This window comes from Cobetia sp. 3AK (assembly GCF_029846335.1).
GTDB classification, from domain to species: Bacteria; Pseudomonadota; Gammaproteobacteria; order Pseudomonadales; family Halomonadaceae; genus Cobetia; species Cobetia marina.
Window position 1 is genome coordinate 1 of sequence record NZ_JARWKR010000001.1, and the last position, 21995, is coordinate 21995.

General features: G+C 62.8%; 21 protein-coding genes. 9 read left to right on the forward strand and 12 right to left on the reverse strand.

The window, feature by feature from the left end:
- Positions 1-42: 42 nt before the first annotated feature.
- On the reverse strand, positions 43-480 hold the full coding sequence (gene cydB / locus QD228_RS00005; RefSeq protein WP_347882120.1) for a cytochrome d ubiquinol oxidase subunit II: 438 nt from the start codon (positions 478-480) through the stop codon (positions 43-45).
- A gap of 6 nt (positions 481-486) precedes the next feature.
- Positions 487-2088 (reverse strand): cytochrome ubiquinol oxidase subunit I, encoded by a 1602-nt coding sequence (locus QD228_RS00010; RefSeq protein WP_084209032.1) that lies wholly within the window; start codon positions 2086-2088, stop codon positions 487-489.
- Between the two features lie 554 nt (positions 2089-2642).
- Between QD228_RS00010 and QD228_RS00015 the strand changes: the two genes are divergently transcribed.
- The 3 genes from QD228_RS00015 to QD228_RS00025 all read left to right on the forward strand — a co-directional run bounded on the left by QD228_RS00015 (position 2643) and on the right by QD228_RS00025 (position 5447).
- Positions 2643-3506 carry a lipopolysaccharide kinase InaA family protein gene (locus QD228_RS00015; protein WP_176502700.1) on the forward strand — a complete coding sequence of 288 codons (864 nt, stop codon included), beginning with the start codon at positions 2643-2645 and terminating at the stop codon, positions 3504-3506.
- 364 nt (positions 3507-3870) lie between these two features.
- Entirely contained in the window at positions 3871-4464 is a 594-nt protein-coding gene (locus QD228_RS00020; RefSeq protein ID WP_065392614.1) for an OmpW family outer membrane protein, read from the forward strand.
- A 278-nt stretch (positions 4465-4742) separates the two neighbouring features.
- The gene (locus QD228_RS00025) at positions 4743-5447 is read left to right on the forward strand and encodes an OmpW family outer membrane protein (RefSeq protein WP_279873994.1); all 705 of its coding nucleotides are present in this window, start codon (positions 4743-4745) and stop codon (positions 5445-5447) included.
- An 81-nt stretch (positions 5448-5528) separates the two neighbouring features.
- On the opposite strand, the gene QD228_RS00030 is transcribed toward QD228_RS00025, so the two are convergent.
- Complete coding sequence (locus QD228_RS00030; RefSeq protein WP_279873996.1) at positions 5529-6491, reverse strand: DMT family transporter; 963 nt, start codon at positions 6489-6491, stop codon at positions 5529-5531.
- A gap of 160 nt (positions 6492-6651) precedes the next feature.
- Between QD228_RS00030 and QD228_RS00035 the strand changes: the two genes are divergently transcribed.
- Positions 6652-8295: a PLP-dependent aminotransferase family protein gene (locus tag QD228_RS00035; protein ID WP_279873998.1), complete on the forward strand. Its 1644-nt coding sequence runs from the start codon at positions 6652-6654 to the stop codon at positions 8293-8295.
- Here QD228_RS00035 and QD228_RS00040 read toward each other — a convergent pair.
- A complete protein-coding gene (locus QD228_RS00040; protein WP_084209035.1) occupies positions 8292-9179 on the reverse strand; it encodes a carboxylate/amino acid/amine transporter in 888 nt (295 codons plus the stop codon). The two genes, QD228_RS00035 and QD228_RS00040, sit on opposite strands and share 4 nt — an antisense overlap.
- A 28-nt stretch (positions 9180-9207) precedes the next feature.
- Between QD228_RS00040 and QD228_RS00045 the strand changes: the two genes are divergently transcribed.
- Entirely contained in the window at positions 9208-9732 is a 525-nt protein-coding gene (locus tag QD228_RS00045) for a DUF6314 family protein (RefSeq protein WP_279874000.1), read from the forward strand.
- Positions 9733-9810: 78 nt separating this feature from the next.
- Here QD228_RS00045 and QD228_RS00050 read toward each other — a convergent pair whose 3' ends face one another.
- The 4 genes from QD228_RS00050 to QD228_RS00065 form a co-directional block, all read right to left on the reverse strand.
- Positions 9811-10494: a carboxylesterase gene (locus tag QD228_RS00050; RefSeq protein WP_279874002.1), complete on the reverse strand. Its 684-nt coding sequence runs from the start codon at positions 10492-10494 to the stop codon at positions 9811-9813.
- A 636-nt stretch (positions 10495-11130) separates the two neighbouring features.
- Positions 11131-11892 (reverse strand): haloacid dehalogenase type II, encoded by a 762-nt coding sequence (locus tag QD228_RS00055; protein ID WP_279874004.1) that lies wholly within the window; start codon positions 11890-11892, stop codon positions 11131-11133.
- A 424-nt stretch (positions 11893-12316) separates the two neighbouring features.
- Positions 12317-12649 carry a hypothetical protein gene (locus tag QD228_RS00060; RefSeq protein ID WP_176502704.1) on the reverse strand — a complete coding sequence of 111 codons (333 nt, stop codon included), beginning with the start codon at positions 12647-12649 and terminating at the stop codon, positions 12317-12319.
- Between the two features lie 116 nt (positions 12650-12765).
- On the reverse strand, positions 12766-13107 hold the full coding sequence (locus QD228_RS00065; RefSeq protein WP_084209039.1) for a hypothetical protein: 342 nt from the start codon (positions 13105-13107) through the stop codon (positions 12766-12768).
- 928 nt (positions 13108-14035) lie between these two features.
- Between QD228_RS00065 and QD228_RS00070 the strand changes: the two genes are divergently transcribed.
- Complete coding sequence (locus tag QD228_RS00070) at positions 14036-15250, forward strand: DUF1853 family protein (RefSeq protein WP_279874006.1); 1215 nt, start codon at positions 14036-14038, stop codon at positions 15248-15250.
- A gap of 274 nt (positions 15251-15524) precedes the next feature.
- Positions 15525-16865, forward strand: a complete 1341-nt coding sequence (gene brnQ, locus QD228_RS00075; RefSeq protein WP_219815740.1) for a branched-chain amino acid transport system II carrier protein — start codon at positions 15525-15527, stop codon at positions 16863-16865.
- Positions 16866-16979: 114 nt separating this feature from the next.
- Here brnQ and QD228_RS00080 read toward each other — a convergent pair whose 3' ends face one another.
- Together QD228_RS00080 and QD228_RS00085 are read right to left on the reverse strand one after the other, a co-directional pair.
- A complete protein-coding gene (locus QD228_RS00080) occupies positions 16980-17480 on the reverse strand; it encodes a gamma-glutamylcyclotransferase (protein ID WP_279874008.1) in 501 nt (166 codons plus the stop codon).
- A gap of 28 nt (positions 17481-17508) precedes the next feature.
- Positions 17509-17874, reverse strand: coding sequence for a YqcC family protein (locus tag QD228_RS00085; RefSeq protein WP_084209041.1), 366 nt, complete (start codon positions 17872-17874; stop codon positions 17509-17511).
- A 76-nt stretch (positions 17875-17950) separates the two neighbouring features.
- Between QD228_RS00085 and QD228_RS00090 the strand changes: the two genes are divergently transcribed.
- Together QD228_RS00090 and QD228_RS00095 are read left to right on the forward strand one after the other, a co-directional pair.
- Positions 17951-19939, forward strand: a complete 1989-nt coding sequence (locus QD228_RS00090; protein WP_084209042.1) for a cation:proton antiporter — start codon at positions 17951-17953, stop codon at positions 19937-19939.
- A 137-nt stretch (positions 19940-20076) separates the two neighbouring features.
- Positions 20077-20334: a late competence development ComFB family protein gene (locus tag QD228_RS00095; RefSeq protein ID WP_084209043.1), complete on the forward strand. Its 258-nt coding sequence runs from the start codon at positions 20077-20079 to the stop codon at positions 20332-20334.
- Between the two features lie 174 nt (positions 20335-20508).
- On the opposite strand, the gene QD228_RS00100 is transcribed toward QD228_RS00095, so the two are convergent.
- Together QD228_RS00100 and QD228_RS00105 are read right to left on the reverse strand one after the other, a co-directional pair.
- Entirely contained in the window at positions 20509-21273 is a 765-nt protein-coding gene (locus QD228_RS00100; RefSeq protein ID WP_077372546.1) for an amino acid ABC transporter ATP-binding protein, read from the reverse strand.
- The gene (locus QD228_RS00105) at positions 21270-21944 is read right to left on the reverse strand and encodes an amino acid ABC transporter permease (protein WP_077372544.1); all 675 of its coding nucleotides are present in this window, start codon (positions 21942-21944) and stop codon (positions 21270-21272) included. Before QD228_RS00105 ends, QD228_RS00100 begins: the two co-directional genes overlap by 4 nt.
- Positions 21945-21995: the final 51 nt, after the last annotated feature.

Here is a 21995-nt window from a genome sequence, read left to right on the forward strand (position 1 = left end):
CCACCAGAACAGCTTGAGGATCTCGTAATCCCACATGATCCATTACTCCTTGAATAGCAGGTTGCCGAAGATGAGGCCGAAGAAGGCAGTGGGAATCAGGCTGCCGGCGACGATGCCGCGGTCCCACCAGCCCCGCCATTGGGGGCTCTCGAGCTTGGAGCGATAGTCAAAGCCCAGCGGACGGAAGAACAGCGAGAACAGGATGGTCAGCATCGCGAAATAGAAGCTGGAGAACGCCGCGCCATAGACCACCGGCCACACCGCGAAGACGGCACCGATGGCGGTGACCAGCCATACCTGATTGCCATCCCAGTGCGGCGCCAGCGTGTTGATCACCACGCGCCGTTCGCTGTCACTGCGACTGACCAGCGGCATCAGCATCGCCGCGCCCATGTCCATGCCATCGGTGATGACGAAGCCGATCAGCAGCAGACCCACCGCCACCCACCAGAACAGCTTGAGGATCTCGTAATCCCACATGATCCATTACTCCTTGAATGACAGCGAAGGATTGAGCGACATGCCCTCGTCGTCTCGCAGGGCGCCGCGCTCGAAGTGATAGCGGCCGGTATGCAGGGAAGAGGGTCCCTTGCGCGCGAAGTGGAACATCAGCCACATCTCGATCACGAAGAACAGGCTGTAGAAGGCCAGGAAACCGCCGATGGACCACCACAGATCCGACTCATCCAGGCTCGAGGCCGCCATGAAGGTCGGCAGAATCTCTCCGACCGCCCAGGGCTGACGCCCGAATTCGGCCACGAACCAGCCGGTCTCCACCGCGATGAACGGCAGCGGGATCGACAGCAGGCAGATCCACAGGAAGGGGCGCACATCGAAGCGATGCTTGGCACTCATCCATACCGCGACGATGAAGATCGCGAGCATCGCCATGCCACAGGCGACCATGATGCGGAACGAGAAGAACATCGGTGCCACCGGGGGGATCGAGTCGGCCGCGGCCTTGTCGATCATCTCCGGCGTGGCATCGGAGGGCGTCTCGACATAGCGCTTGAGCAGCATGCCGTAACCGAGATCCTGCTTGACGGCATCGAAGGCCTTACGGGTCGCGATATCGTCCTGACCCTCACGCAGCTGCTGGAGCAGATCATAGGCCTGCATGCCATTGACGATGCGTCCGCGGTGCTCCTCGGTCAGCTCCTTGATGCCCGGAATCTCGGTATCCAGCGAGCGCGTACCGATCAGCCCCATCACATAGGGAATGTGGATGCCGTAATCGGTGTGCTGGGTCTCCTCGTTGGGCAGACCGATCAGCGTGAAGGACGCCGGCGCCGGCTCGGTCTCCCACATCGCCTCGATGGCGGCCATCTTGGCCTTCTGCACGTCGCCCACCTCATAACCGGACTCATCGCCCAGCACGATGACCGAGGCCACCGAGAACAGTCCGAAGGCCGCGGCGATGGCGAAGCTGCGCTTGGCAAAGCCCAGATCCCGCCCCTTGAGAAGATAGAAGGCACTGATGCCGAGCACGAACATGGCGCCGGTCACGTAGCCTGCCGACACGGTATGCACGAACTTGGCCTGGGCGACCGGATTGAAGATGACATCCGCGAAGCTGGTCAGCTCCATGCGCATGGTCTCGAAGTTGAAGGCCGCCCCGACCGGATTCTGCATCCAGCCATTGGCGATCAGGATCCACAGCGCCGAGAAGTTGGAGCCGAAGGCGACAAGCCAGGTCACCATCAGGTGCTGACGCTTGCTCAGGCGGTCCCAGCCGAAGAAGAACAGCCCGACGAAGGTGGATTCGAGGAAGAAGGCCACCAGGCCCTCGATGGCCAGCGGCGCACCGAAGATGTCGCCGACGTAATGCGAGTAATAGGCCCAGTTGGTGCCGAACTGGAACTCCATCGTCAGGCCGGTGGCGACACCGAGCGCGAAGTTGATGCCGAACAGCTTGCCCCAGAACTTGGTCATGTCCTGGTAGACCTGCTTGCCGGTCATCACATACAGGGATTCCATGATGGCCAGCAGGAAGGCCATGCCGATGGTCAACGGGACGAACAGGAAGTGATAGAGCGCGGTCATGCCAAACTGGAACCGCGACAGCTCCACTACGGTATCGGAGATCATGTCTAACCCCTTTGCGATAAGACGAACGGCCAGACTGCCGTCTCTGCATGCGCTTGCCACCGACGTCGGGGGCAGTCTCCCCCCGACTCCCGCCGGAAAGCGCACAGGCAATGGCACCGTGGTACCAAGACCTTGGTCGGACATTCTCTGCCCTCTCGCGACAGGCTCCAGATGACAGGTTGTCGCAGCCGCACTCCGGCAAGCGCCGCCTGCGGGGATCGCAAGCCCATGAGCTGACAGCGGAAACGTCCATGGCCCGCATCATTGCTGGGCTGACGCGCAGTGGACCGCCAGCGGCCTCTCAACGCTCTCCTCGCGCACCTGCGCGACACCTGCGACCTTCCACCACACGCCACAGAGCACGGGCCTGCACGACAGCAGCCATGCACGGCTCGGACAATCCTGCGACGCGTGTTGAATGCGCAGACACAGGAGTTGCCGATCAGCGACTATCACTTCACCAGCAGGCTAACTATCATAGGGCGATCCATCGCTGGGTCCTGCGGCAGGGATTGCCCGTGACCCACCTCCCCTCTTTCGCTCGTGAACTTGCCATGACCTCCTTTTCCCGCCACTCCCTGTCCAGCGCCTCTCGGGGCCCACGTGCCACGGCGCCCCGTGGCCATGCCGACTACTGTGACCCCGCCCTGGGGAATCTGCTGGATTACCACGGCCTGAACCGGTTCGAGGCCCTGTGGCACGTGGCCGCCCAGGACGTTGATGCCCCTAACCGTGAGCGCGGAGGCATCTCGACGGTCTCGCTGCTCACTCTCGAGGACGAGCAGGGCCAGACACATCGCCTCTACCTCAAGCGCCAGACCAACCATCTGGGCCGCAGCCTGTCACGCCCACTGGGCGAGCCGACTTTCTCGCGCGAGTGGCGTGCCATCCGCCACTATCACGCGCTGGGCATTCCTTCGGTGGATGCCGGCTGGTATGGCGAGCGCCGCACCGGCAAGGAGTGGCGCGCCATCCTGATCACCTTCGATCTCGACGGCCGCGATGATCTGGACCACTGGCATGCACGCTGGACGGCGCTGGACGATACCCGACGCACGCAAGTCATCACTGCCAGCGCGCGTCTCGTGCGACAGATTCATCAAGCCGGCATGATGCACGGCTGCCTGTTCCCCAAGCATCTGTTCCTCAGCCGCCCACAGCCCGCCGCCGACGGTGCCAGCGCCATGCAGGAACAGATGGATGCCGTCATCATCGACCTGGAGAAGACCCGACGCTTCGTGCTGCGCCGTCACGAGTGCCAGCGCGACCTCTACGTGTTGTGGCGCCGCCTCAAGGCCTGGCAGGCAGCGGAGTGGCGAGAGTTTCTGGCCGTCTACCTCGACTGTCCCGCGCAGAGTGACGAGGTCAGTCGATGGCTCAACGAGCTTGAAGCACGTGCCCAGCGCAAGCGTCGCTGAATTCCCACACTGGTGGGCGCATCACGCATTGCGTAGCATGCGCTCACCTCACGAGCCGCCTACGACCAACGTCTCATGAATCTGTCGTGAAAATGAACGACCCTGTCGCTGTCCTGCGCCACCTCCAGTCTCATCCTCGAGACATGCACCTTTTCTGAAATAATCGGTAACATCCGCTAACAAGACGTCAAATATGTTTTCAAACATTGTTCTAAAAAAATGCTTGCCAAAAAGAACAGTGTTTTTTATAGTTCATCTCGTCCCCTGAACAAGGCAGCCTTGCCACACTCGGTACATCCCCCGAGTTCGCCAGGCACCGCCGACAGGAAGCCCCCGAGGCCACAAGCTTCAAGGAGAACATCACATGAAAACCATCAAGATCCTGACTGCTACCGTCATCGCCGGCACCATGGCAATGGGTGCACAATCTGCACTGGCCTACGGCAAGGGCGACATCTTCCTGCGCGGCGGCGTTGCCAAGGTCGACGGCAAGAGCAACAACGGCAATGGCCTGATCGCCAAGGATGAATCCGGTTTCGCCGGCTCCGTGGGCTACATGTTCCACGACAACCTGGCAGTTGCTCTGCAGTCCACTGAAGCATTCAGCACCGACTGGAAAAACAGCGACGGTGGCTTCGATCAGATGCCGATCAACCTGATGCTGCAGTACTACCCGCTGGGCGGTACCGAAGCTCGCGTTCAGCCTTACGCTGGCGTCGGCCTGAACTACACCCACTTCTCCGGTGAGTCTGCCGGTGGCCAGAGCATGGACATCGACGACAGCTACGGCGCTGCTGCCGAGCTGGGTGTTGACCTCAACATCAACGAATCCTGGGCCGTCAATGGCTTCGCTCGTTACGCTGACGTCAAGGCCGACACCAAGATCAACGGCCAGGACGTGAACGACACCGAGCTGGACCCGGTCACCGTCGGTGCCGGTGTCACCTACCGCTTCTAAGTGCTGAAACACGCACTGACGAGCCGCGCCGAGCCATGACGCATCAGGGGTGATCCCCTTGCCTCATTGACGACGCACAAGAACGCCGCAGGCCTCAGGGCCTGCGGCGTTCTTGCATGCGCGGACAGTCGGCGAGACAGACGGAACTTGATTTGAATCAAGTGTGACGAACCCTTGTCGGACATGACGGCAAACCCTTGTCATGGATCAATTTTTCGGCGACATGAGCTCCTAGACTGACATCTCCTTTCTCACCCCCTGTCACTTCGGGAGCGAACATGTCAGCCGCACAGTCCTTCTTGCCCTTCTCCTTCTGCCGGTCCTCTTCACGTCCGCTGCGCATGGCGGCGATCACGGCCGCACTCACGCTGACTGCCACGTCGGCTGTCGCTGCGCCGTTCTCATCGACTGACTCAGGCCTCGAGCACCTCGATTATGGTGCCGGCCAGTTCTGGACGCGTGCGGGTGTCGCCAAGGTCTCGCCTAAGAGCGACAACGGTCGCATCGATGCCATCGGTGCCGACGTGGACGTCGATGATGACAGCGCCTTCGCCTTCACTCTGGGGTATCGCTTCACCGATACCCTGGGGATCGAGCTGCTGGCCGCGCAGAATTTCGAGCATGACATCTCGCTGAATGGCCAGAAGGCCGGCTCCGTCGATCATCTGCCACCGACCCTGACACTGCAGTACTACCCCCTCGGTGGACGCGACTCCCGCATCCAGCCGTACATCGGTGCAGGCGTCAATTACACCCACTTCTCCGATGAAACCCTCGATGACGGCACCAAGCTCGAGATGGATGACAGCTGGGGCGCGGCCGCACAGATCGGTGTCGACCTGGTCATCAATGAGCATTGGGCGGCCAACATCGCTGCCTGGTATCTGGATATCGATTCCGATGTCACCGTGGCGGGCAGCGTCAACGACAAGGTCGAGATCGACCCGATCGTGACCATGGCCGGTATCAGCTATCGCTTCTGAGTCGCGCATCTGACTGGCCACAGACGACAACGCCCCGCCAGCCCATCACGGGCCGGCGGGGCGTTGTGCTTTCAGGGTGAATCAGCGCGAGGCGGCCTGCCCGCTGCTCGGTGCCGACGTCTCGGGCGCTGACGGCGACGTGTCGTCAGCCGGCGCCCTGGCTACCTTGCCCGGACGGGGGCGATCCAGCACCAGTCCCAGCACGACCAGTGCCGCTCCCACCACCATCAAGGCGGTCCACTGCTCATCGAACAGCCACCAGGCCATCAGCGCGGCACACGGCGGCACCAGGAAGAAGGTACGTGCGACCTGGTGGGCCTCGCCACGTTCGAGCATCAGCATCAGCAACCAGATGGCACCCACCGAGATGGCGATCACCAGCCAGGCGAGGGTCAGCAGCAGACGAGGCGTCGGGTCGAAGGCGAAGCTACCTACGCTGCTGGCTGCGATGAGGAAGACACAGCCCGCTCCCAGATACTGGAATACCAGCCCCTCCACCAGCCCCATCCGACCACCGACACGCTTCTGCCACAGCGTCGAGCTGGACACGCCGATGAGCGCCACCAGACACCACAGCAGGCCGATCATCGGCCACTCGAGCGTGGCGCTTGCGGCGCCTGCCCCCTGAAGCACGCCCGCCCCCAGCACCAGACTGACGCCAATCGCGCCACACCCCAGCCCCAGCCACTGCCTGGCGCCCAGACGGATACCGAACAGCGGCAGTGACAGCGCAGCCGTCACCAGAGGGTGCAGGCTGACCAGCAAGGCCGTCAGCCCCGCGGGCAGCCCGGCCTTGACCGCCGCGAACACGCCACCCAGATAGGCGCCGTGCAACAGCATGCCGATGCCCATCTGAGCCAGCTTGTCATGGCGCTGCCCCCACTGGCGCGGCTTGCGGCGTATCCACAGGATCAGCCCCAGCACCGGCAGTACCAGCAGGCTGCGCACCAGCAGCAGCGTGAAAGGCTCAGCATCCAGGGTGCCGAAACGTGCGGCGATGAACCCGGTGGCGAACAGGAAGACGAAGGTCAGCGGCATCCACATCAGATTGACTCCAAAGCACGAGAGACGGGACCTCACTGTCCCGAGGAGCGCTCACACCGAGCGCGTCATGCATCGCCGGCGTGATGTGACATGAGCTTGCCGCGAAGGCATCAGGGGATACAAGATACAGAGAATGGCTTTTTCAGGGGATACAGTCCGCATGAGTGGCACTCAAGACCTCCCATCAGCGCCGCGCTACCAACAACTGGCGACGCGCTTGAAAGCCGAGATGGCGACGGGGCAACTCGTCCCCGGACAACGGCTGCCCTCATTGCGCCGCCAGGCGGCCCTGTCAGGGCTGGGACTCAACAGCGTGATCCGCGCCTATGGCGAGCTGGAATCCGCCGGCTTCCTCGTGGCTGTCCCGCGCCGGGGATTTCAGGTCGCGGCCGCAGCGGCGCCTCCCTCTTCCGCCAGCCGCGATCACGACGCCGCCCCGTCACGCTGCACCCCTCTTGCCACTCCGTCACTGGCCATCGATGACCCGGCCTGGCAGGCCATGGCACATGCCAGCGACCCGGCGCTGGCTCCGCTGGGCGCGGCGCACCCCGAGCTGGATGCGCCCGCCGTGCGGCGCCTCTATCGGCTGGTGCGCCAGAAGCTCAAGCATCACGCCGAATCCCCCAGCGCCTACGCGCTGCCCCCGGGCTCCCCCGCCCTGCGCGAGGCCATCGCCTCTCACCTCAGCCACCATGGCCATCACTGTCACGGTGACACCCTGTTGCTGTGTCAGGGGGCTCAGCAAGGCATGTCGCTGATTCTCCGACAATGGCGCGCAAGCCGGGGACGCTGTCGCATCGGCATCGAGGCCCCCGGCTATTTCGGTGTGCTTGCGGCGGTGGAAGCCAATGGTCACGAAGCCATTGCCCTGCCGACACATGCTGGAAGCGGACTGGATATCGAGGCATTGGCCAGACTGCTGGAGGAAGGAGAGGCAAGGAAGATGGACAGGCGGCAGACGTGTGCAGGCAAGACGCGGCCAGAGATGCCGCCCACGGCCGGGCACCGACACGGCAAGGCCGCCCTCGACGCGCTGATCGTCTCACCGGATTGCCACAACCCGCTGGGTGGCCAGCTGAGCCTGACGGATCGAGATCGCCTGCTCAAGCTGGCCCAACGCCACGGGGTACAGATCATCGAGAATGCCACCTTCGCGGAACTGAGCTTCGACACCCGTCTGCCCTGGCTGATGGACCTCCATCAGCGCCAAGCACCGTCACCGGCGCAGACAACGCCACTGGGACAGACAATATCACCGGAACAGGCACCCGGCGTGATCACGGTGGGCTCGCTGTCCAAGACGCTCGACCCGCGAGCACGCTGTGGCTGGGTGTGGCTCCCACGGCCCGAAAGCGTGACGCCTGACGCCGAGCTGGGCATGCAGGGGCTGATTCGCGCACGCTGGGCCGATGGCATGGGCGACATGCCATGGATGCACGCCGCCCTCGCGGAACTGATCGCCAGCGGCGATTACGGGCGCCATGTCCACCGCATGCGCCGCTGCTACGCGAAGCGCCTGCAACTGCTGCGCGAGACGCTTGCCTCTGCTCTCGGCGATGGCGTCTGGCTGCCCGGTGTCAGTGGTGGCTATCTGCAGTGGTGCGGCCTGCCGGGACTCGATGGCGCGGCCCTTTCCCGCCTGCACCGCGAGCTGCTCGAGGCTGGCATCGCCACTCTGCCCGGCTACCTGTTCAAGGCGGTCAGCCCCGGCCTGCGCCTCAATGCGGCCCAACTGCAGGACGATGAGACCCTCGCTCGATTGACCAAGACCCTGCGCAACGCGCTGCACGGAGCCGATGCCTAGCGAACGCTCTGCGCCTCACGCGCGCGCTGCTCGCGCTGGCGCGCCCAGAACTGATTGATCAACAGCGCCAGCACGATGACCGCCCCGCCCAGCGCGAGACGCGGCAGGTCCGCGTCGCGATTCCAGATCAGCAGATTGACCAGCAGTCCCGCCGGTACCAGCGCATTGTTCATGATCGCCAGGGTACCGGCATCGACGCGCGTCGCTCCCTTGTTCCACAGGAAGTAGCCCATCCCGGACGCCACGATGCCCAACCAGCCCAGCACCACGAAGTGCACCGGCTGCGAAGGCAGCTTGTCGGTATTGCCGAACAGCAGGAACATCACGACCACCAGCGCCAGGGCGCCAAGATAGAACCAGCCGAACACATGACGGTGTGCGACACCTTCAGGCAGCTGGGGCGAGAGATGACGATAGGCGACCTGGCCGATGGCAAAGCACAGATTGGCCCCCTGAACGACGGCAAAGCCGAGCCAGAAGCCCTCGGTGACCCCGTCGTAGCGAATGATCGCCGCACCGATGACCGCCACCATCGCCGTGAGCAGGTAGAATGGCGACAGCCGACGTTTCATCATGTCATCCAGGAGGGTGATGTAGATGGGCGTGAAGATCGTGAACAGCAGCACTTCCGGGACGGGCAACAGCAGGAAGGAGCGGTAGAAGAAGATGTACATCAGCCCCAGCTGCACCGCACCGATGGCCATCAGCTGCCAGCGGATGCGGCCACTGATCGCCCGTGGGCGCAGAAAGGGAGCAAAGATCAGGCTGGCCAGCACGATGCGTGTCAGCACGGCCAGATAGCTATCGACCTGACCGGACAGGTAGACGCCGATCAGGGAAAACGAGAAGGCCCACAGGGCCGTGACACCGATCAGGTAGGACATGACGAGTAAACCCGTTAGGCAGAGAAAGTTGACAGGCATTGTAACCCTCCACGCGCTGCTTGAGCAGATACGCCACCTGGAATTTTCGTCACGCTCAGGGCCTGCCTCACGCAACGCCTGGTCCGGCCATGGCAGCGGTGAAGTGCGCCTCGAGAAGGAGATGCCTGATGGGGCCGGCAGGACTGGGGCGGAAGTCTCGTGGGACATCCTCTTCAATGAACAGGGGCAGTTCCGACTGGAGGGCCAGGCCAGCAGTGTCACGTTCAGCAATCGCTATCGCTGGCGACTGAGCCCCGATGGCACGGCCCTGTCACTGAGCCATGAGCGCCGCGGCCGCGATGCGGCGGTCTTCCTGTTCGACCTGATCGAGGCTCCCGCAGGCGATGGTGACCACTTCATCAGCCGCGAGGCACACCTGTGCATCGATGACCTCTATTCCGCCACCCTCGTCATCGTGCGCGATGCGGATGACAAGCCCTGCGGCTTCGACCTCGACTGGCGCATCACCGGTCCGCGCAAGGATGAACATCTCGCCTATCGCTATCGCTGCTGAACGTGACCCGCGCTGCCGGCACATGAAAACGCCGCTGACGAATCACTCCGTCAGCGGCGTTGTGGGACTGGCGGCCGATCAGGCCAGCAGGCGTGCCGTGAACCATTCACCGATCGCCTCGATCTCCTCGAGACACACGGCGTGCGCCATCGGCCAGGTGTGCCATTCAAGCGGATGCCCGAGGGCGCGAGCACTCTCGGTGCCAGCCTCCCCCAGTGCCAGCGGCACGATGTCATCCTGGGTGCCGTGATGGACACTGATGGCCAGCCCCTGATTGGCGGCTGACGGCGTGATGGTCGCGCTGGTGGCGAAATAGGTGGAGAGCGCCAGCAACCCACCCAACGGCCGCTCACAGCTCAACGCCGCCTCGTAGACCACGGCACCGCCCTGAGAAAAGCCTGCCAGCAGGATGCGCTCACTGGCGATCCCCTGCGCGACCTGCTCCTCGATCAAGGCATGCACGTAAGCCGCGGACTCGCGCAGCTGCACTTCATCGACACGCCGCCCAAGATTCATCTCGAGAATGTCGTACCAGGCCGGCATGCGCATGCCGCCATTGACGGTCACGGCCAGCTCACGCGCGTGCGGGAAGACGAAACGCACGCCGTGATCAGCCGGCAATCCCAGCGCCGGCACCACGGGCACGAAATCACTGCCGTCCGCCCCCAGCCCATGCAACCAGATGACACAGGCATCCGCCTGGCCCTGAGGCTCGATGATCTGCGGACTACGGTGGCCATGCTGGGGTGATGCGTCGTTCATCTCTGCGCTCCTGTCTGGAAAAGGGGAATGCCGCCCAGCCTACCATTGACATTGGTTTCTGCCACCTGCGCTCCCCTCGCTCAGACCCCGACCGCGCGATGCAGCACGCCTGCTCGGCCTGCGCTCCCCCTCTTCTGGCGCGCCCTCACCATGACACTGCCTCTGGACGCGAGACATAAAAAAACCCGCCAATCGGGCGGGCAATGAATGTCGGGACAGCGACACCCAGGACAGGAAAGCGCTTGAGAAACCGTGCCTGCGGGGGGCTTTCTCAAGCACTCTGGGTCTTTCTGACGAACATCCTTCTCGAGATCGCCTGAGGACTGTCACGCCACCTCGATGCGACCTGTCAGCGCGCCATTCCATCATCACGCACCATCGATCAACATCAATGAAATACAGCGCATGACAGCGCATGACAGCGCATGACAGCGCATGACAGCGAACCACCATCACGAAATCTCGACAATATCGCCAGAATACTTGCGGAGTATTCACGATGAATCTGCCAGGCGATGGGACCGGCAGCCTCCCGATTGACAGGATATGATTTCTGTCAAAGGAGATTCGCCAGCCCCACCGATACCTCGGACTTCAGGGTGACAGGATCTCGATAGCCCCCGCCAATCAAGGAAATTACTCCAGGATGTCGGCCAGTTCGTTCACATCTTTCACGACATGATCCGGCGCCTTTGACAGCGGGAAGAGTGCCTTGCCCGGGCGGGCGATGAAGGTGGTCTGCAAGCCCGCTTCCTTGGCACCCGCGACATCCCAACCATGTGCAGCGACCATCATGGCTTCTTCAGGTTCGACATCGAGCTTGTCCAGCACCCACTCATAGGAACGCAGGTCCGGCTTGTAGATCTGGATATCTTCAATGCTGTAGCGAGCATCAAAATACGGCAGCAGTCCCGCGTTCTCGAACTGGGCCTTGACGCCCTTGTTGGACGAGTTGGTCAGACTGACGATCTTGTAGCCTTCGGCCTTGAGCCTGGCCAGACCTTCCTTGACATCAGGGTGAGGCGGGAGTGTCAGCAACGGTGTGATGATGGCCTTCTTCGCCTGCTCATCCGTCAGTTCGACACCGTTGTTCTGCGCGACCACCAGCAACGAGGCGACACCGATCTGCCCGAAGTCGTGATAGTCCCGGGTCACGGTAGACACCAGGGAGTAATGCAGCATGGTCGAGAACCACAGGGGCAGCAGGTCTTCTCTTCCCCCCAGTGCCTCACCGACCGAACTGCGCATCGAGGTCAGGTCCAACAGCGTTTCATTGACATCGAAGATGAGCACCTTGGGCTTATCGGCGACATCATCCGCCATCGCATTCCCCGACATCAGGCCGATACCCAACAACACTGAACCTGCCACCTTCTTGAGTTTTCCGCGCACCATCATGGGTCTCCACTTGATCGATATCATGGCATCCGGCCTCGACATTTCCGGCATGCCGCTCGGCAATCAACAACGTTTAATCACCGTGACTCACCATGACACTCTCACCATGTACTGTCGATGAATCTTCACGAAAAACGCGGGAAATATCTGCAATTATCCAGATTAACAATCCTTCCTTGCGAGGGCTGACTGGCTTGTCATTCTCGAGCGCCTATCACGCCTTGCGCCCCAGAAATCGTCTCAAATCTGTCCAATGATACATCGCAGATATCAGCATCCAACCGGCGTAAATTTTGGCAAGAATGCCTCACGAAGACTCAAGAAAATCCTCTAACACCTTGTCGACATCCAGCACATACCATGCGCAGAGACGACCCACCCGGTGGCGGTAGCCAAGACCATCCACCAATGCGATCCCCTGTCCTCAGACGCTTTCGCTCAGGGCATGCTGGACGCGGGTAGCGGAAACGCTCTTGCCGGCATCATTGACGTACTCGCGGGAATCACGAGTGATCTGCGCCTGCTGACCATTGACGCTCTGGTTGTTCAGCGCCTGCTCGACACGACTGGCCGCAACACTCTTGCCGGCGTCGTTGAGGTGCAGCGGCTGAGTCGCTGCCTGCTGGGCCTGACCGTGGATCACGGATTCGCTGATGGTGGCGCGGACCTGCTGGTCGGCAACGCTATCAGCGTTGGCAACGCCTGCGGTGGTGACGGAGAGAACGGCGGCGGCGATGAGGGCATTGAAGGTCTTCATGATGTGACTCCTGGAAATGACACTGACGAAAGAGGTAGGGAAAGACAGAGTGCTTGAGAGCGACGCGCCGAGAGGCCGTATCTTGCGACCCGTTGACGACTCAGCGTTGCGTCGGCTCAGGCGTTGTCGCTGATGCTCTGCTGGACTCGGCTGGCTGCGACACTCTTGCCCTGCTCGGAAACGGTGTCATTGGCCCGGGATACGGCAGCGGTCTGCTGGCCACGAATGTGCTCGGCATTGAGTGATTGCTCGACACGTCCGGCGGCAACGCTCATTCCAGTCTCCGCGAAGCTCTGCTGGCTGGTGGCTGCCGGCTGGGACTGGCCGATGATCTGCTGGCTGTTCAGCGCATTCTGGACGCGCAGAGCGGCAGGGCTGTCATCAGCGGCAAGGGCGGACGTGCTGGCAGTGGCGATGACGGCGGCGGCGATCAATGTCTTCAGTGTGGTGTTCTTCATGGTCTATCTCCTGATCCTGGGTAGCGGATGATTCCGCGTGAAGTCGTTGTCAGCGAGTGAAGGATCTGGCGAGTAGCCCCTGTCCGGGCTCCGTCCTCCATTGGCTGTGGGTCGTGCTTCGCTTCGATAATTAACAGACTAATCTTTATTCCGCTTTCTAACTAGCCGTGCCATTGGAAGCTCACTGTTTCGCATTGAGCAACAAACTCGCGGTGGGCTGTCGATTCCGGGGCCAGCCTCTTCCGCGCGCCCCTCGAGATCGAAAATTCTTGTCAGAGTCATGGACAACTCTTGTACAACCATGATGGCGCAGAAACTTCCTGATTCCGTGCCGAGCCAGCCATCTGACTGACGCCTTGCCCTGGCAGAATCCTTCGGTGCTCGAGAGAAGTCCCCGTCTCGAGACTCCCCTCGGGAGAACATGTCGCCAGCGGTGAAGTGTGTCGTCATGTTCTGATGAGACATACGCCAAGGCCTTGAGACTGGATGCAGCAGAAAGAGAAATAATGCGTTTATTTTTCTGTCGGCCAGCGACAGGAAGCCGGATAACTCCCTTGCAGAGCAGAGGATTGTTCACCCCGGTCGCCCGAATTGTTCCTCACCCACCGGGTACGCCGAAGGTCGCTTCCACCATCGCCGGGGGCCCTGGCTCAAGCACGCTGCCTGGGCGCGATCGTCAGATGACGGCTCCGTCCTGGTCAGGTGACAAGGGGGCATTCAGACCTCAAGAGACACGCGCACATTGCCTGCATATTGTCTGCATGTTGCATCTACCCTTCGTTGAACACGCCGAGAGACGTGCAGCGCGTGGAGTACCGGCCTGACCATCACGGGTTGGTTCTCATGAGGAATCAATCCTCAACGACGATGCCCTCGCCAACACCGTCAGCAGAGGTCGCGGGTCCCTCTGGCACGAATGGCCGCGTGGGTGAGTGAGCGTTACACTGGCGACATGCCCAACCCGCCACCCATTCCTGACAATGACGCGCCTTTGCAGGCCCCTCCCACCCGCTGGCCGAAGACTGCCGGGCAGACCCTGCGTGGCGAATGCGAGCGCTATACGCATCCGCGCGTCAGGGATATCGCCTGGCTGTTGAGTGCCCCGGACCTGCTGACACTGCTCCCCTATCAGCGCCCGGCTCTCGAGGCGTTGGGACTGGGCGACGTCATCGCTCGCCATCGCTGGCTGAGCGAGCTTGAGCAGGCCCCCGAGGCACTGGAATCCGCGGTGGATGAGCGTCGCCACCATCGGCTCGGTCTCTATCACGAGCTGCTGTGGCGGTTCGTACTGGCCCACGCCCCGGGCAGCCGACTGTTGGCCCACAATCTCAGGATCATGGAAGGCAAGATCACGCTGGGCGAGCTGGACATGCTGTATCTGGCGGCAGGCGATACGACCCCCACCCACCTGGAAGTCGCGATCAAGTTCTATCTGGGATTGCCACAAGGTCCGGGGCCGGCGGATGGTCTGGAGCGCTGGATCGGCCCGGGCGGCGCCGACAGTCTCGCCATCAAGACGCGACGCAGTCTTGCGCACCAGCTGCCACTGGCGCTCAGCGAGCGGGGGCAACAGACGATTCGTCAGGCGCTTGGTCTACCCGTGAGCGACGCCGCCGAGGCGACGGGAGACTCGGCCCCCGGGTGGCTCGCGGGCCAATGCCTGGCCATGCCCGGCGGTCTGTTTCGCCCCTGGCAGCCGGAGACACCTGCCGATGAGCAGCTGCCGCCACCGCGTCACTGCCATCCTTCAAGCGCGGCGCAGGCTGGCTGGTGGGTCCCCGTGAGCCAGTTTGCCGCCTTCTGCCAGAGCCTCGACAGTACCGCGATGAATACCGCGCCGCTGCTGGGCTGTCTCAGGGAAAAGCCCGCCTGGCTGGCCCCTCCCCCAGTGCAATCACTGACCGGGTGGCGCGAGCTGCAACTCTGGCTCGAGGACTATTTCGCGCCCTCTGACGGGGAAGCGAACCCACCAACGGGCACTCCCCGGCAGGCGCCGCCTCAGCATCCGCGTCAGCTATGGCTGGAACGCGCGCCGCACCGGCCCTTGGACTCGCGACACGACACCCCCTCTCAATGGCGGGTATTCGTGGTGCCGGATGGATGGCCTCACTTCATCCCGCTGTCCCCGGCTTCCCCCACCTGACGGTTCACGTCGCGATCAGACCGGCAAGCGGACTGCTCGGGAGGGAGTACTCACTTTGTCTTGATGCGTGAAATCAACGATAATGCGCCGCGTCAGATTCAGGCGACTCACAGGTTGGCCTGTTTCTCGCCATGAGACGCGGGCTTCGCACTACCCCGCGAGCCCGAGTCTGCTGGTGACCTCACCCCTGTCGCTGGCCAACGGCTTCCCGGCAGCGTGTCGACTCCGACATCCTGCTGCCGCAACGCATCCGCTGAATCCGTAGGACGTCATCTTGAAAACACGACTTTCCAGCCTCGATATCGTGGCGCTGGGCTTCATGACATTTGCGCTCTTCCTTGGCGCTGGCAACATCATCTTCCCGCCTCAGGTAGGTCAGGGCGCAGGAGCCGAGTTCTGGCCAGCCGCACTCGGCTTTCTGACCACCGGTGTCGGCATGCCGCTGGCCGGAATCGTCGCGGTGGCCGTGATCGGCGGCGGGCTCGACAAGATCACCTCCCCGCTGCCCAAGTGGGCGGCAGCGGCCTTCGGCGTCGCCATCTACCTGTCCATCGGGCCGATGTTCGCCATCCCGCGTACCGGTACCGTCGCCTTCGAGATGGGCATGCGTCCGTTCATCGACATGACGCCCGAGTCAGGCCTGGCATTGCACTCGGTGGTGTTCTTCGGCATTGCCACCCTGATCGCCCTGAGCCCCGGCAAGCTGATGGACGTGGTCGGCAAGTGGCTGACCCCGCTGTTGATCGCGCTGCTGGCACTGATCGCGCTGTTCACCATCATCGACCCGCAGGGGCCGCTGGGCCCGGTGAGCCCCGAGTGGGCCGAAGCGCCCTTCATGACCGGCTTCCAGCAGGGCTACCTGACCATGGATGCGCTGGCCTCGATGGTGTTCGGCATCCTGATCGTCTCCGCGATCAAGGCGCGTGGCATCACCGCCACCGCTGACGTGACGCGCTACACCCTGTGGGCCGGCGCGATCGCCGCGATCTGTCTGGCAGCCGTCTATCTGCCGCTGACCTACATGGGCGCCACCAGCCATGCTCTGGTGACGGAAGCCGCCAAGGGCGAACTGATTCCGGTCTACGTCGAGGCCTTGTTCGGGGATGCCGGCAAGCTGATCCTGGCGCTGGTCATCACTCTGGCGTGTCTGACCACCGCGGTGGGCCTGCTGACCTCCTGCGGCGAGTTCTTCCATCGCCTGCTGCCGAGCGTGCCCTACCGTCTGCTGGTGATCGTGATGGCAGTGGCCTCGGCGTTGATCGCCAACCTGGGCCTCTCGACGCTGATCAGCGTCTCGATTCCGGTGCTGGTCACGCTCTATCCGCTGGTGCTGGTGCTGACGCTGCTCTCCTACCTGCGCCCGCGCCTGCATGATGCACCGCGCGTGTTCGCCTGGAGCCTGGGCCTGACCCTGCTGGTCAGCCTGCTCGATGGCTTCGAAGCCAGTGGCATCGATTCCCTGATGGCCATCTCGCACCGCATCGAGCCGCTGCTGCCGCTGGCCTCCATGAATCTGGGCTGGCTGGCACCTGCACTGGCGGGCCTGATCATCGGCATGCTGACCAGCCGTCGTGACCAGACGAATCTGGACCCGGTACTGACCGAGCAACGCTGAGCGCCCCTCGGCCCTCCCCTGGTGGCATGATGTTGCCAGGGCGTTGCCATGAAAAAGCCCGCCCCTCGTGATGAGGGGCGGGCTTTTTTCGTCACGGCTGTCGTCTCTGGCGTCTCAGCGCGGCGTGCTGCGTGACAGCCCCAGCCGTGCGAGCGTGTCATCATCCAGCGAGTGCACCGCTTCCACGTCTGCCAATGCCGTGAAATAGTCCGGGGTCAGGAAGTCACGCCCACCCAGCAGGTGCTCGAGATACTCACGGGCCGGCTTGAGTCCCTGACCGGTGCGCTCCGGCAAGGCGATGTACACCCAGGCCTCGATGACACCGTCACGTGTCACGATGGCATTACGAAAGCGCTCATATTCATGTGGGCGCCCCTCGTAGGGGTCCATCAGGGTGATCTGCTCAGGGTCGCGCAGCTCGTAGAGCACCCCTTCGACACGCTCACCCCGCGCCGGTTGCACATTGGCATGTGCGATCCCCGGAACACGCGACGCCTTGTCGAAACTCAGCCGATGCTCCTCCAGCCAGCCATGCAGGGCACGACGCGTGTCACCGATGCGTGCCGCGACACGCGCCGGATTCATGTTGCTTCCGTAGGCGAAGTAGTACGGCATACCCATCTCCCGTGTGAACCGCGACGACTCAGTTGTCGGTGATCAGCGTATCGATCTCGCGCACGACTTCCGTCATCGCCACGCGGCGCTCCGGACGCGCATCCTTCAACCAGGCCTCGATGGCAGGCGCCACGTCACACTTCACCGGGAAGCTGCCACGCGCGTCACACAGTGCCTCGAGACGCGCGATGAACACGAAACGCAGCCACTGCCCCATGTCCATGCGGTCCACGCAGAAGGGCTCCACGCTCATGAAGGCCTCTGGGGTCGGTGTCTCCATGCGCCACAGATCCGCCGCCTTCATCGTCGCTTCCAGGCGTGCCAGCAGGTCACGCAATTCGTCATGCGCGTTGCCGGCGAGTTCGCCGTCCTGGGGTATTTCGGTCGGGTTCATGACACCTCCGTCAATTCATGCATGATGCGTTCACGGTATTATCCCGTTCATACGCTTGGAAGGCCAGGAGGGCCAGATGGCAGATAGCCTGTTCAATGACGTGATGATCCTGCTGGGGGCCTCGGTGGTCGCGGCGGCGCTGTTCCGACGCCTGCACCTGCCACCGGTACTGGCCTATCTGGCGGTGGGCTTTCTGGTCGGCCCGCATCTGGCAGGCTGGATAGGCCGTCCGGAAGAGCTGGCCTTTCTGTCGGAGTTCGGCCTGGTCTTTCTGTTGTTCTCGCTGGGATTGGAATTCTCGATGCCCCGCATGCGAGCCCTCAAGACCACCGTCTTCGGACTGGGAGCCTCCCAGGTGGTGGTCTGCAGCGGACTCTTCTGGGCGCTGGGCTGCGCACTGGGGCTGACCCCTGCCGCGGCGCTGGTCGCGGCCGGCGCACTGGGACTTTCTTCCACGGCCATCGTGACGCGGGAGCTGGCGCGCTGGAACGAGCTGGACAGCCCCCACGGCCATGCCGCGGTGGGAGTGTTGCTGTTTCAGGACCTTGCCGCCCTGCTGTTCCTGATCCTGATTCCGGCCATGGCGGGAGATGGCAGCCAGCTGCTCAGCGATCTGGGTGTGATGCTGGCCAAGGGCATCGGCCTGGTGGTGGTGATGATGGCCATCGGCAAATGGGTGCTGCCACTGGTCTTTCAGGAAGTCGCGCGCTCACGCTCGGAAGAGCTGTTCGTGCTCACCGTGTTGCTGGTGGCCCTGTTCTCGGCCTGGCTGACCCATAGCCTGCACCTTTCGATGGCGCTCGGCGCCTTCCTGGCGGGCATGATGCTCGGTGAAAGCCATTACCGGCATCAGATTGAGGCGGACATTCGCCCGTTCCGGGACATCCTGCTGGGCCTGTTCTTCGTCTCGGTGGGCATGCTGCTCGACCCGCATGTCCTGCTGGCACAGTGGTACTGGGTGGTGATCGGCGTGATCTGTCTGCTGACCACCAAGGCACTGTTGATCACGGGGCTTGCCAGACTCTCCGGACGACCACTGGATTCGGCCATGCGCACCGGCCTGGTGCTGTCACAGGGCGGAGAGTTCGGGTTTGCCCTGCTGGCACTGGCCAGTCAACAGCAGCTGATGGACACCGATACCGTGGGACTGGTGGTGGCGATCATCATCGGCTCGCTGGTCGTCACGCCCTCGCTCATTCGTCACAACCAGCATCTGTCGCAACGTGCCTGCCGCTCACATACCCCCACCCAGGAAAATCCGCACACCACGGCGCAGTTGAGCGAGGCCACGGCCCCGCTGCACGATCACGTCATCGTGTGCGGCTTCGGGCGTGTCGGTCAGACGGTCGGGCGCTTCCTGACCCAGGAGAAGCTCCAGTGGATCGCCATCGATGCCGACCCCATCCGCGTGCATGAAGCCGCCAGCGCGGGTGAACCGGTGGTCTTCGGTGATGCCCAGCGTCAGGACATTCTGCGCGCACTGGGCATCGAGCGCGCCCGCCAGGTGGTGATCACCGTCAACCAGCTGCCGCATGCACTGGCCATCCTGCATGCCATCCAGCCGTTGCAGCTCCCCGAGCTCAAGGTGCTGGTGCGCACCCAGGATGATGCCGACCTGGACACCTACAAGGCCGCCGGCGCGACCGAGGTGATCCCGGAGGTACTGGAAGGCTCATTGATGCTGGTCTCGCATGTGCTGGTCAATCTCGAGGTGCCATTTCGCCGTGTGGCGCGCTCGATCCAGAAGGCCCGCGAGGCCCGCTACAGTCTGCTGCATGGCTACTTCCACGGCCAGCAGTCCCAGCTGACCGACAAGCGTGGCAACCCGCTGCTGAGACGCCATCCCGTGACCCTGACCGAGAGCACCTGGGCCTGTGAGCGCCGACTGGACGAGATCTCCCTGCCGGAGCGCAGCGGTATTCTGATCTCCCGCATCGTGCGCGCCAACGGGGACTGCATCGAGGAGCCCACGGGTGATCTTCGTCTCGCGTGTGGCGATACGCTGGTATTGTCCGGGCTGGCTGATCATATTGAAGAGGCAGAAGCGCGTCTGTTGTCGGGCTGAGGCTCTGTCCGCCGGACGGGCACAGGAGACCGGCCTTTCGACAGCAGGCAATGACCGCCTTCGTCACGTCACAAGGGATACTCATCATGCACGGACAGCACGCAACGTCTTGCTCGACCCAGGGGAGCCCACAGTCGATGGGCGTCCACAATTACATGGAGCAGCTGGTGTTCGATGGCATACGCCTGCATGCCACGGCCAGCGGCATGGATGGCGACAGCCGCGAGGATGTCGCCTGCATCGCGCTCAATCAGCTGGCACCGCGCTACATCCGTCATGATGTGGACATGGCCTTCTACATGACCCCTGCCGAACAGGAGCTGCTGGAAGAGCGTGTGGCCCTGGCTCTTGATGATGCGGTGGCCAGGGTGCACAGCATGCCGCGACGCAGCTAGTCGCCGCCCTCTTCTGCCCCGGGCGCATCGCGGGGATGCGCCCGGGCAATCACGATGCTCGCCATCAATCACGACGGGCCTCACCAACCACGACGAGCCTCACCAACCACGACGGCCCACCTGCGCAGGCAGGTGGGCCGTCGTGATGAGGGTTGCCCTTGAGATGGCAGCCGCTCAGATACCTGCCGCTCCCTGCGGCGGGACTTCATCGAGCACCTTGCGCAGGAAGGCGCGGGTGCGGTCATCCTTCGGCGCGCTGAACAGCTGACTCGGTGGCCCCTGCTCGACGATACGCCCGCCTTCCATGAAGATGACGCGGTCAGCGACTTCCCGCGCAAACTGCATCTCGTGAGTGACCACGATCATGGTCTGACGCTCCACCGCCAGCTGCTTCATCAGCTCCAGCACTTCGTCGACCCACTCCGGGTCGAGCGCCGAGGTCGGCTCATCGAACAGGATGACCTCGGCCTGGGCCGCCATGGCACGCCCGATGCCGATGCGCTGCTGCTGTCCACCGGAAAGCGCCGCCGGGAAGGCATCCGCCTTCTCGCTCATGCCGATGCGCTCGAGAATCTCGCGGGCGCGTTGATGCGCCTTGGCCTTGGGCCAGCCATTGACGACGATCAGGCCCTCGGCAATGTTCTCAAGCGCCGTCTTGTTGGCGAACAGCGCATAGTTCTGGAACACGAAGGCGCTGTTGCGACGCAGGGCAAGAATGTCATGGCGACTGGCGCGTGTGGCCGCGACCTTGTGCTCGCCGATCTGGATTTCCCCGTCATCGGGTTGCTCCAGGAAGTTGATGCAACGCAGCAAGGTGGACTTGCCGGTACCCGACGGGCCGATGACGACGATGATCTCGCCCTGCTTCACTTCCAGCGTGATGCCATCGAGTACGGCCTGTCCGCCGAATTTCTTGATCAGATTTCTGACTGCAATCATCGCTGATAGGCCTTGTTGAGACGTTTCTCCATCCAGCGCTGCACGAAGGACAGCCCTTCCACCATCACCCAGTAGACGATGGCCACCATGATGAAGGATTCAAAGTACAGGAAGCTGCTGGCCGCTTCCTTCTGGGTCGCGCCCATCAGTTCGGTCACCCCCAGCGTGAAAGCCAGCGACGTGGACTTGATCATGTCCACGAAGTAGTTCATCAGCGTGGGAGCCGCCACACGGGCTGCCTGTGGCAGCACGATGCGACGCATCAACTGGACATTGGTCATGCCGATGGACAGCGCCGCCTCGGTCTGGCTGCGATCGACGCCGACGATGGCCGCACGGATCGACTCGGCCATGTAGGCAGAGAAGTGCAGCGTCAGGCCCAGAATCGTCGCGGTCACGCCATCGATCTGGGTGAGGAACGACATCACCTGCGGCAGGCCGTAGTAGAACAGGAACAGCTGCACCAGCAGCGGCGTACCGCGGAAAAAGGAGATGAACACCACGGTCAGCGCATTGAGCACCGGCACCTTCAGCACCCGCACTACCGCCAACAGCGAGGCCAGTACCAGCGCGGCCACCATGCCGATACAGGCCATCTTGAGTGTCAGTGGCAGGTATTTGAGCATGACCGGCAGCAGGCCAAGCATGTAATCGATATTGAGAGTATCCATTCGTTATCCGGACAGGCTGAGGGCTTGGCTGAGAGTCTCACGGAAGACGCC

Bases quoted from the DNA above. Each gene is read 5' to 3' on its own strand.
- cydB (WP_347882120.1), bottom strand. From the start codon at position 480: ATGTGGGATTACGAGATCCTCAAGCTGTTCTGGTGGGTGGCGGTGGGT.
- QD228_RS00010 (WP_084209032.1), bottom strand. From the start codon at position 2,088: ATGATCTCCGATACCGTAGTGGAGCTGTCGCGGTTCCAGTTTGGCATG.
- QD228_RS00015 (WP_176502700.1), top strand. From the start codon at position 2,643: ATGACCTCCTTTTCCCGCCACTCCCTGTCCAGCGCCTCTCGGGGCCCA.
- QD228_RS00020 (WP_065392614.1), top strand. From the start codon at position 3,871: ATGAAAACCATCAAGATCCTGACTGCTACCGTCATCGCCGGCACCATG.
- QD228_RS00025 (WP_279873994.1), top strand. From the start codon at position 4,743: ATGTCAGCCGCACAGTCCTTCTTGCCCTTCTCCTTCTGCCGGTCCTCT.
- QD228_RS00030 (WP_279873996.1), bottom strand. From the start codon at position 6,491: ATGTGGATGCCGCTGACCTTCGTCTTCCTGTTCGCCACCGGGTTCATC.
- QD228_RS00035 (WP_279873998.1), top strand. From the start codon at position 6,652: ATGAGTGGCACTCAAGACCTCCCATCAGCGCCGCGCTACCAACAACTG.
- QD228_RS00040 (WP_084209035.1), bottom strand. From the start codon at position 9,179: ATGTCCTACCTGATCGGTGTCACGGCCCTGTGGGCCTTCTCGTTTTCC.
- QD228_RS00050 (WP_279874002.1), bottom strand. From the start codon at position 10,494: ATGAACGACGCATCACCCCAGCATGGCCACCGTAGTCCGCAGATCATC.
- QD228_RS00055 (WP_279874004.1), bottom strand. From the start codon at position 11,892: ATGATGGTGCGCGGAAAACTCAAGAAGGTGGCAGGTTCAGTGTTGTTG.
- QD228_RS00060 (WP_176502704.1), bottom strand. From the start codon at position 12,649: ATGAAGACCTTCAATGCCCTCATCGCCGCCGCCGTTCTCTCCGTCACC.
- QD228_RS00065 (WP_084209039.1), bottom strand. From the start codon at position 13,107: ATGAAGAACACCACACTGAAGACATTGATCGCCGCCGCCGTCATCGCC.
- QD228_RS00080 (WP_279874008.1), bottom strand. From the start codon at position 17,480: ATGCCGTACTACTTCGCCTACGGAAGCAACATGAATCCGGCGCGTGTC.
- QD228_RS00085 (WP_084209041.1), bottom strand. From the start codon at position 17,874: ATGAACCCGACCGAAATACCCCAGGACGGCGAACTCGCCGGCAACGCG.
- QD228_RS00090 (WP_084209042.1), top strand. From the start codon at position 17,951: ATGGCAGATAGCCTGTTCAATGACGTGATGATCCTGCTGGGGGCCTCG.
- QD228_RS00095 (WP_084209043.1), top strand. From the start codon at position 20,077: ATGGGCGTCCACAATTACATGGAGCAGCTGGTGTTCGATGGCATACGC.
- QD228_RS00100 (WP_077372546.1), bottom strand. From the start codon at position 21,273: ATGATTGCAGTCAGAAATCTGATCAAGAAATTCGGCGGACAGGCCGTA.
- QD228_RS00105 (WP_077372544.1), bottom strand. From the start codon at position 21,944: ATGGATACTCTCAATATCGATTACATGCTTGGCCTGCTGCCGGTCATG.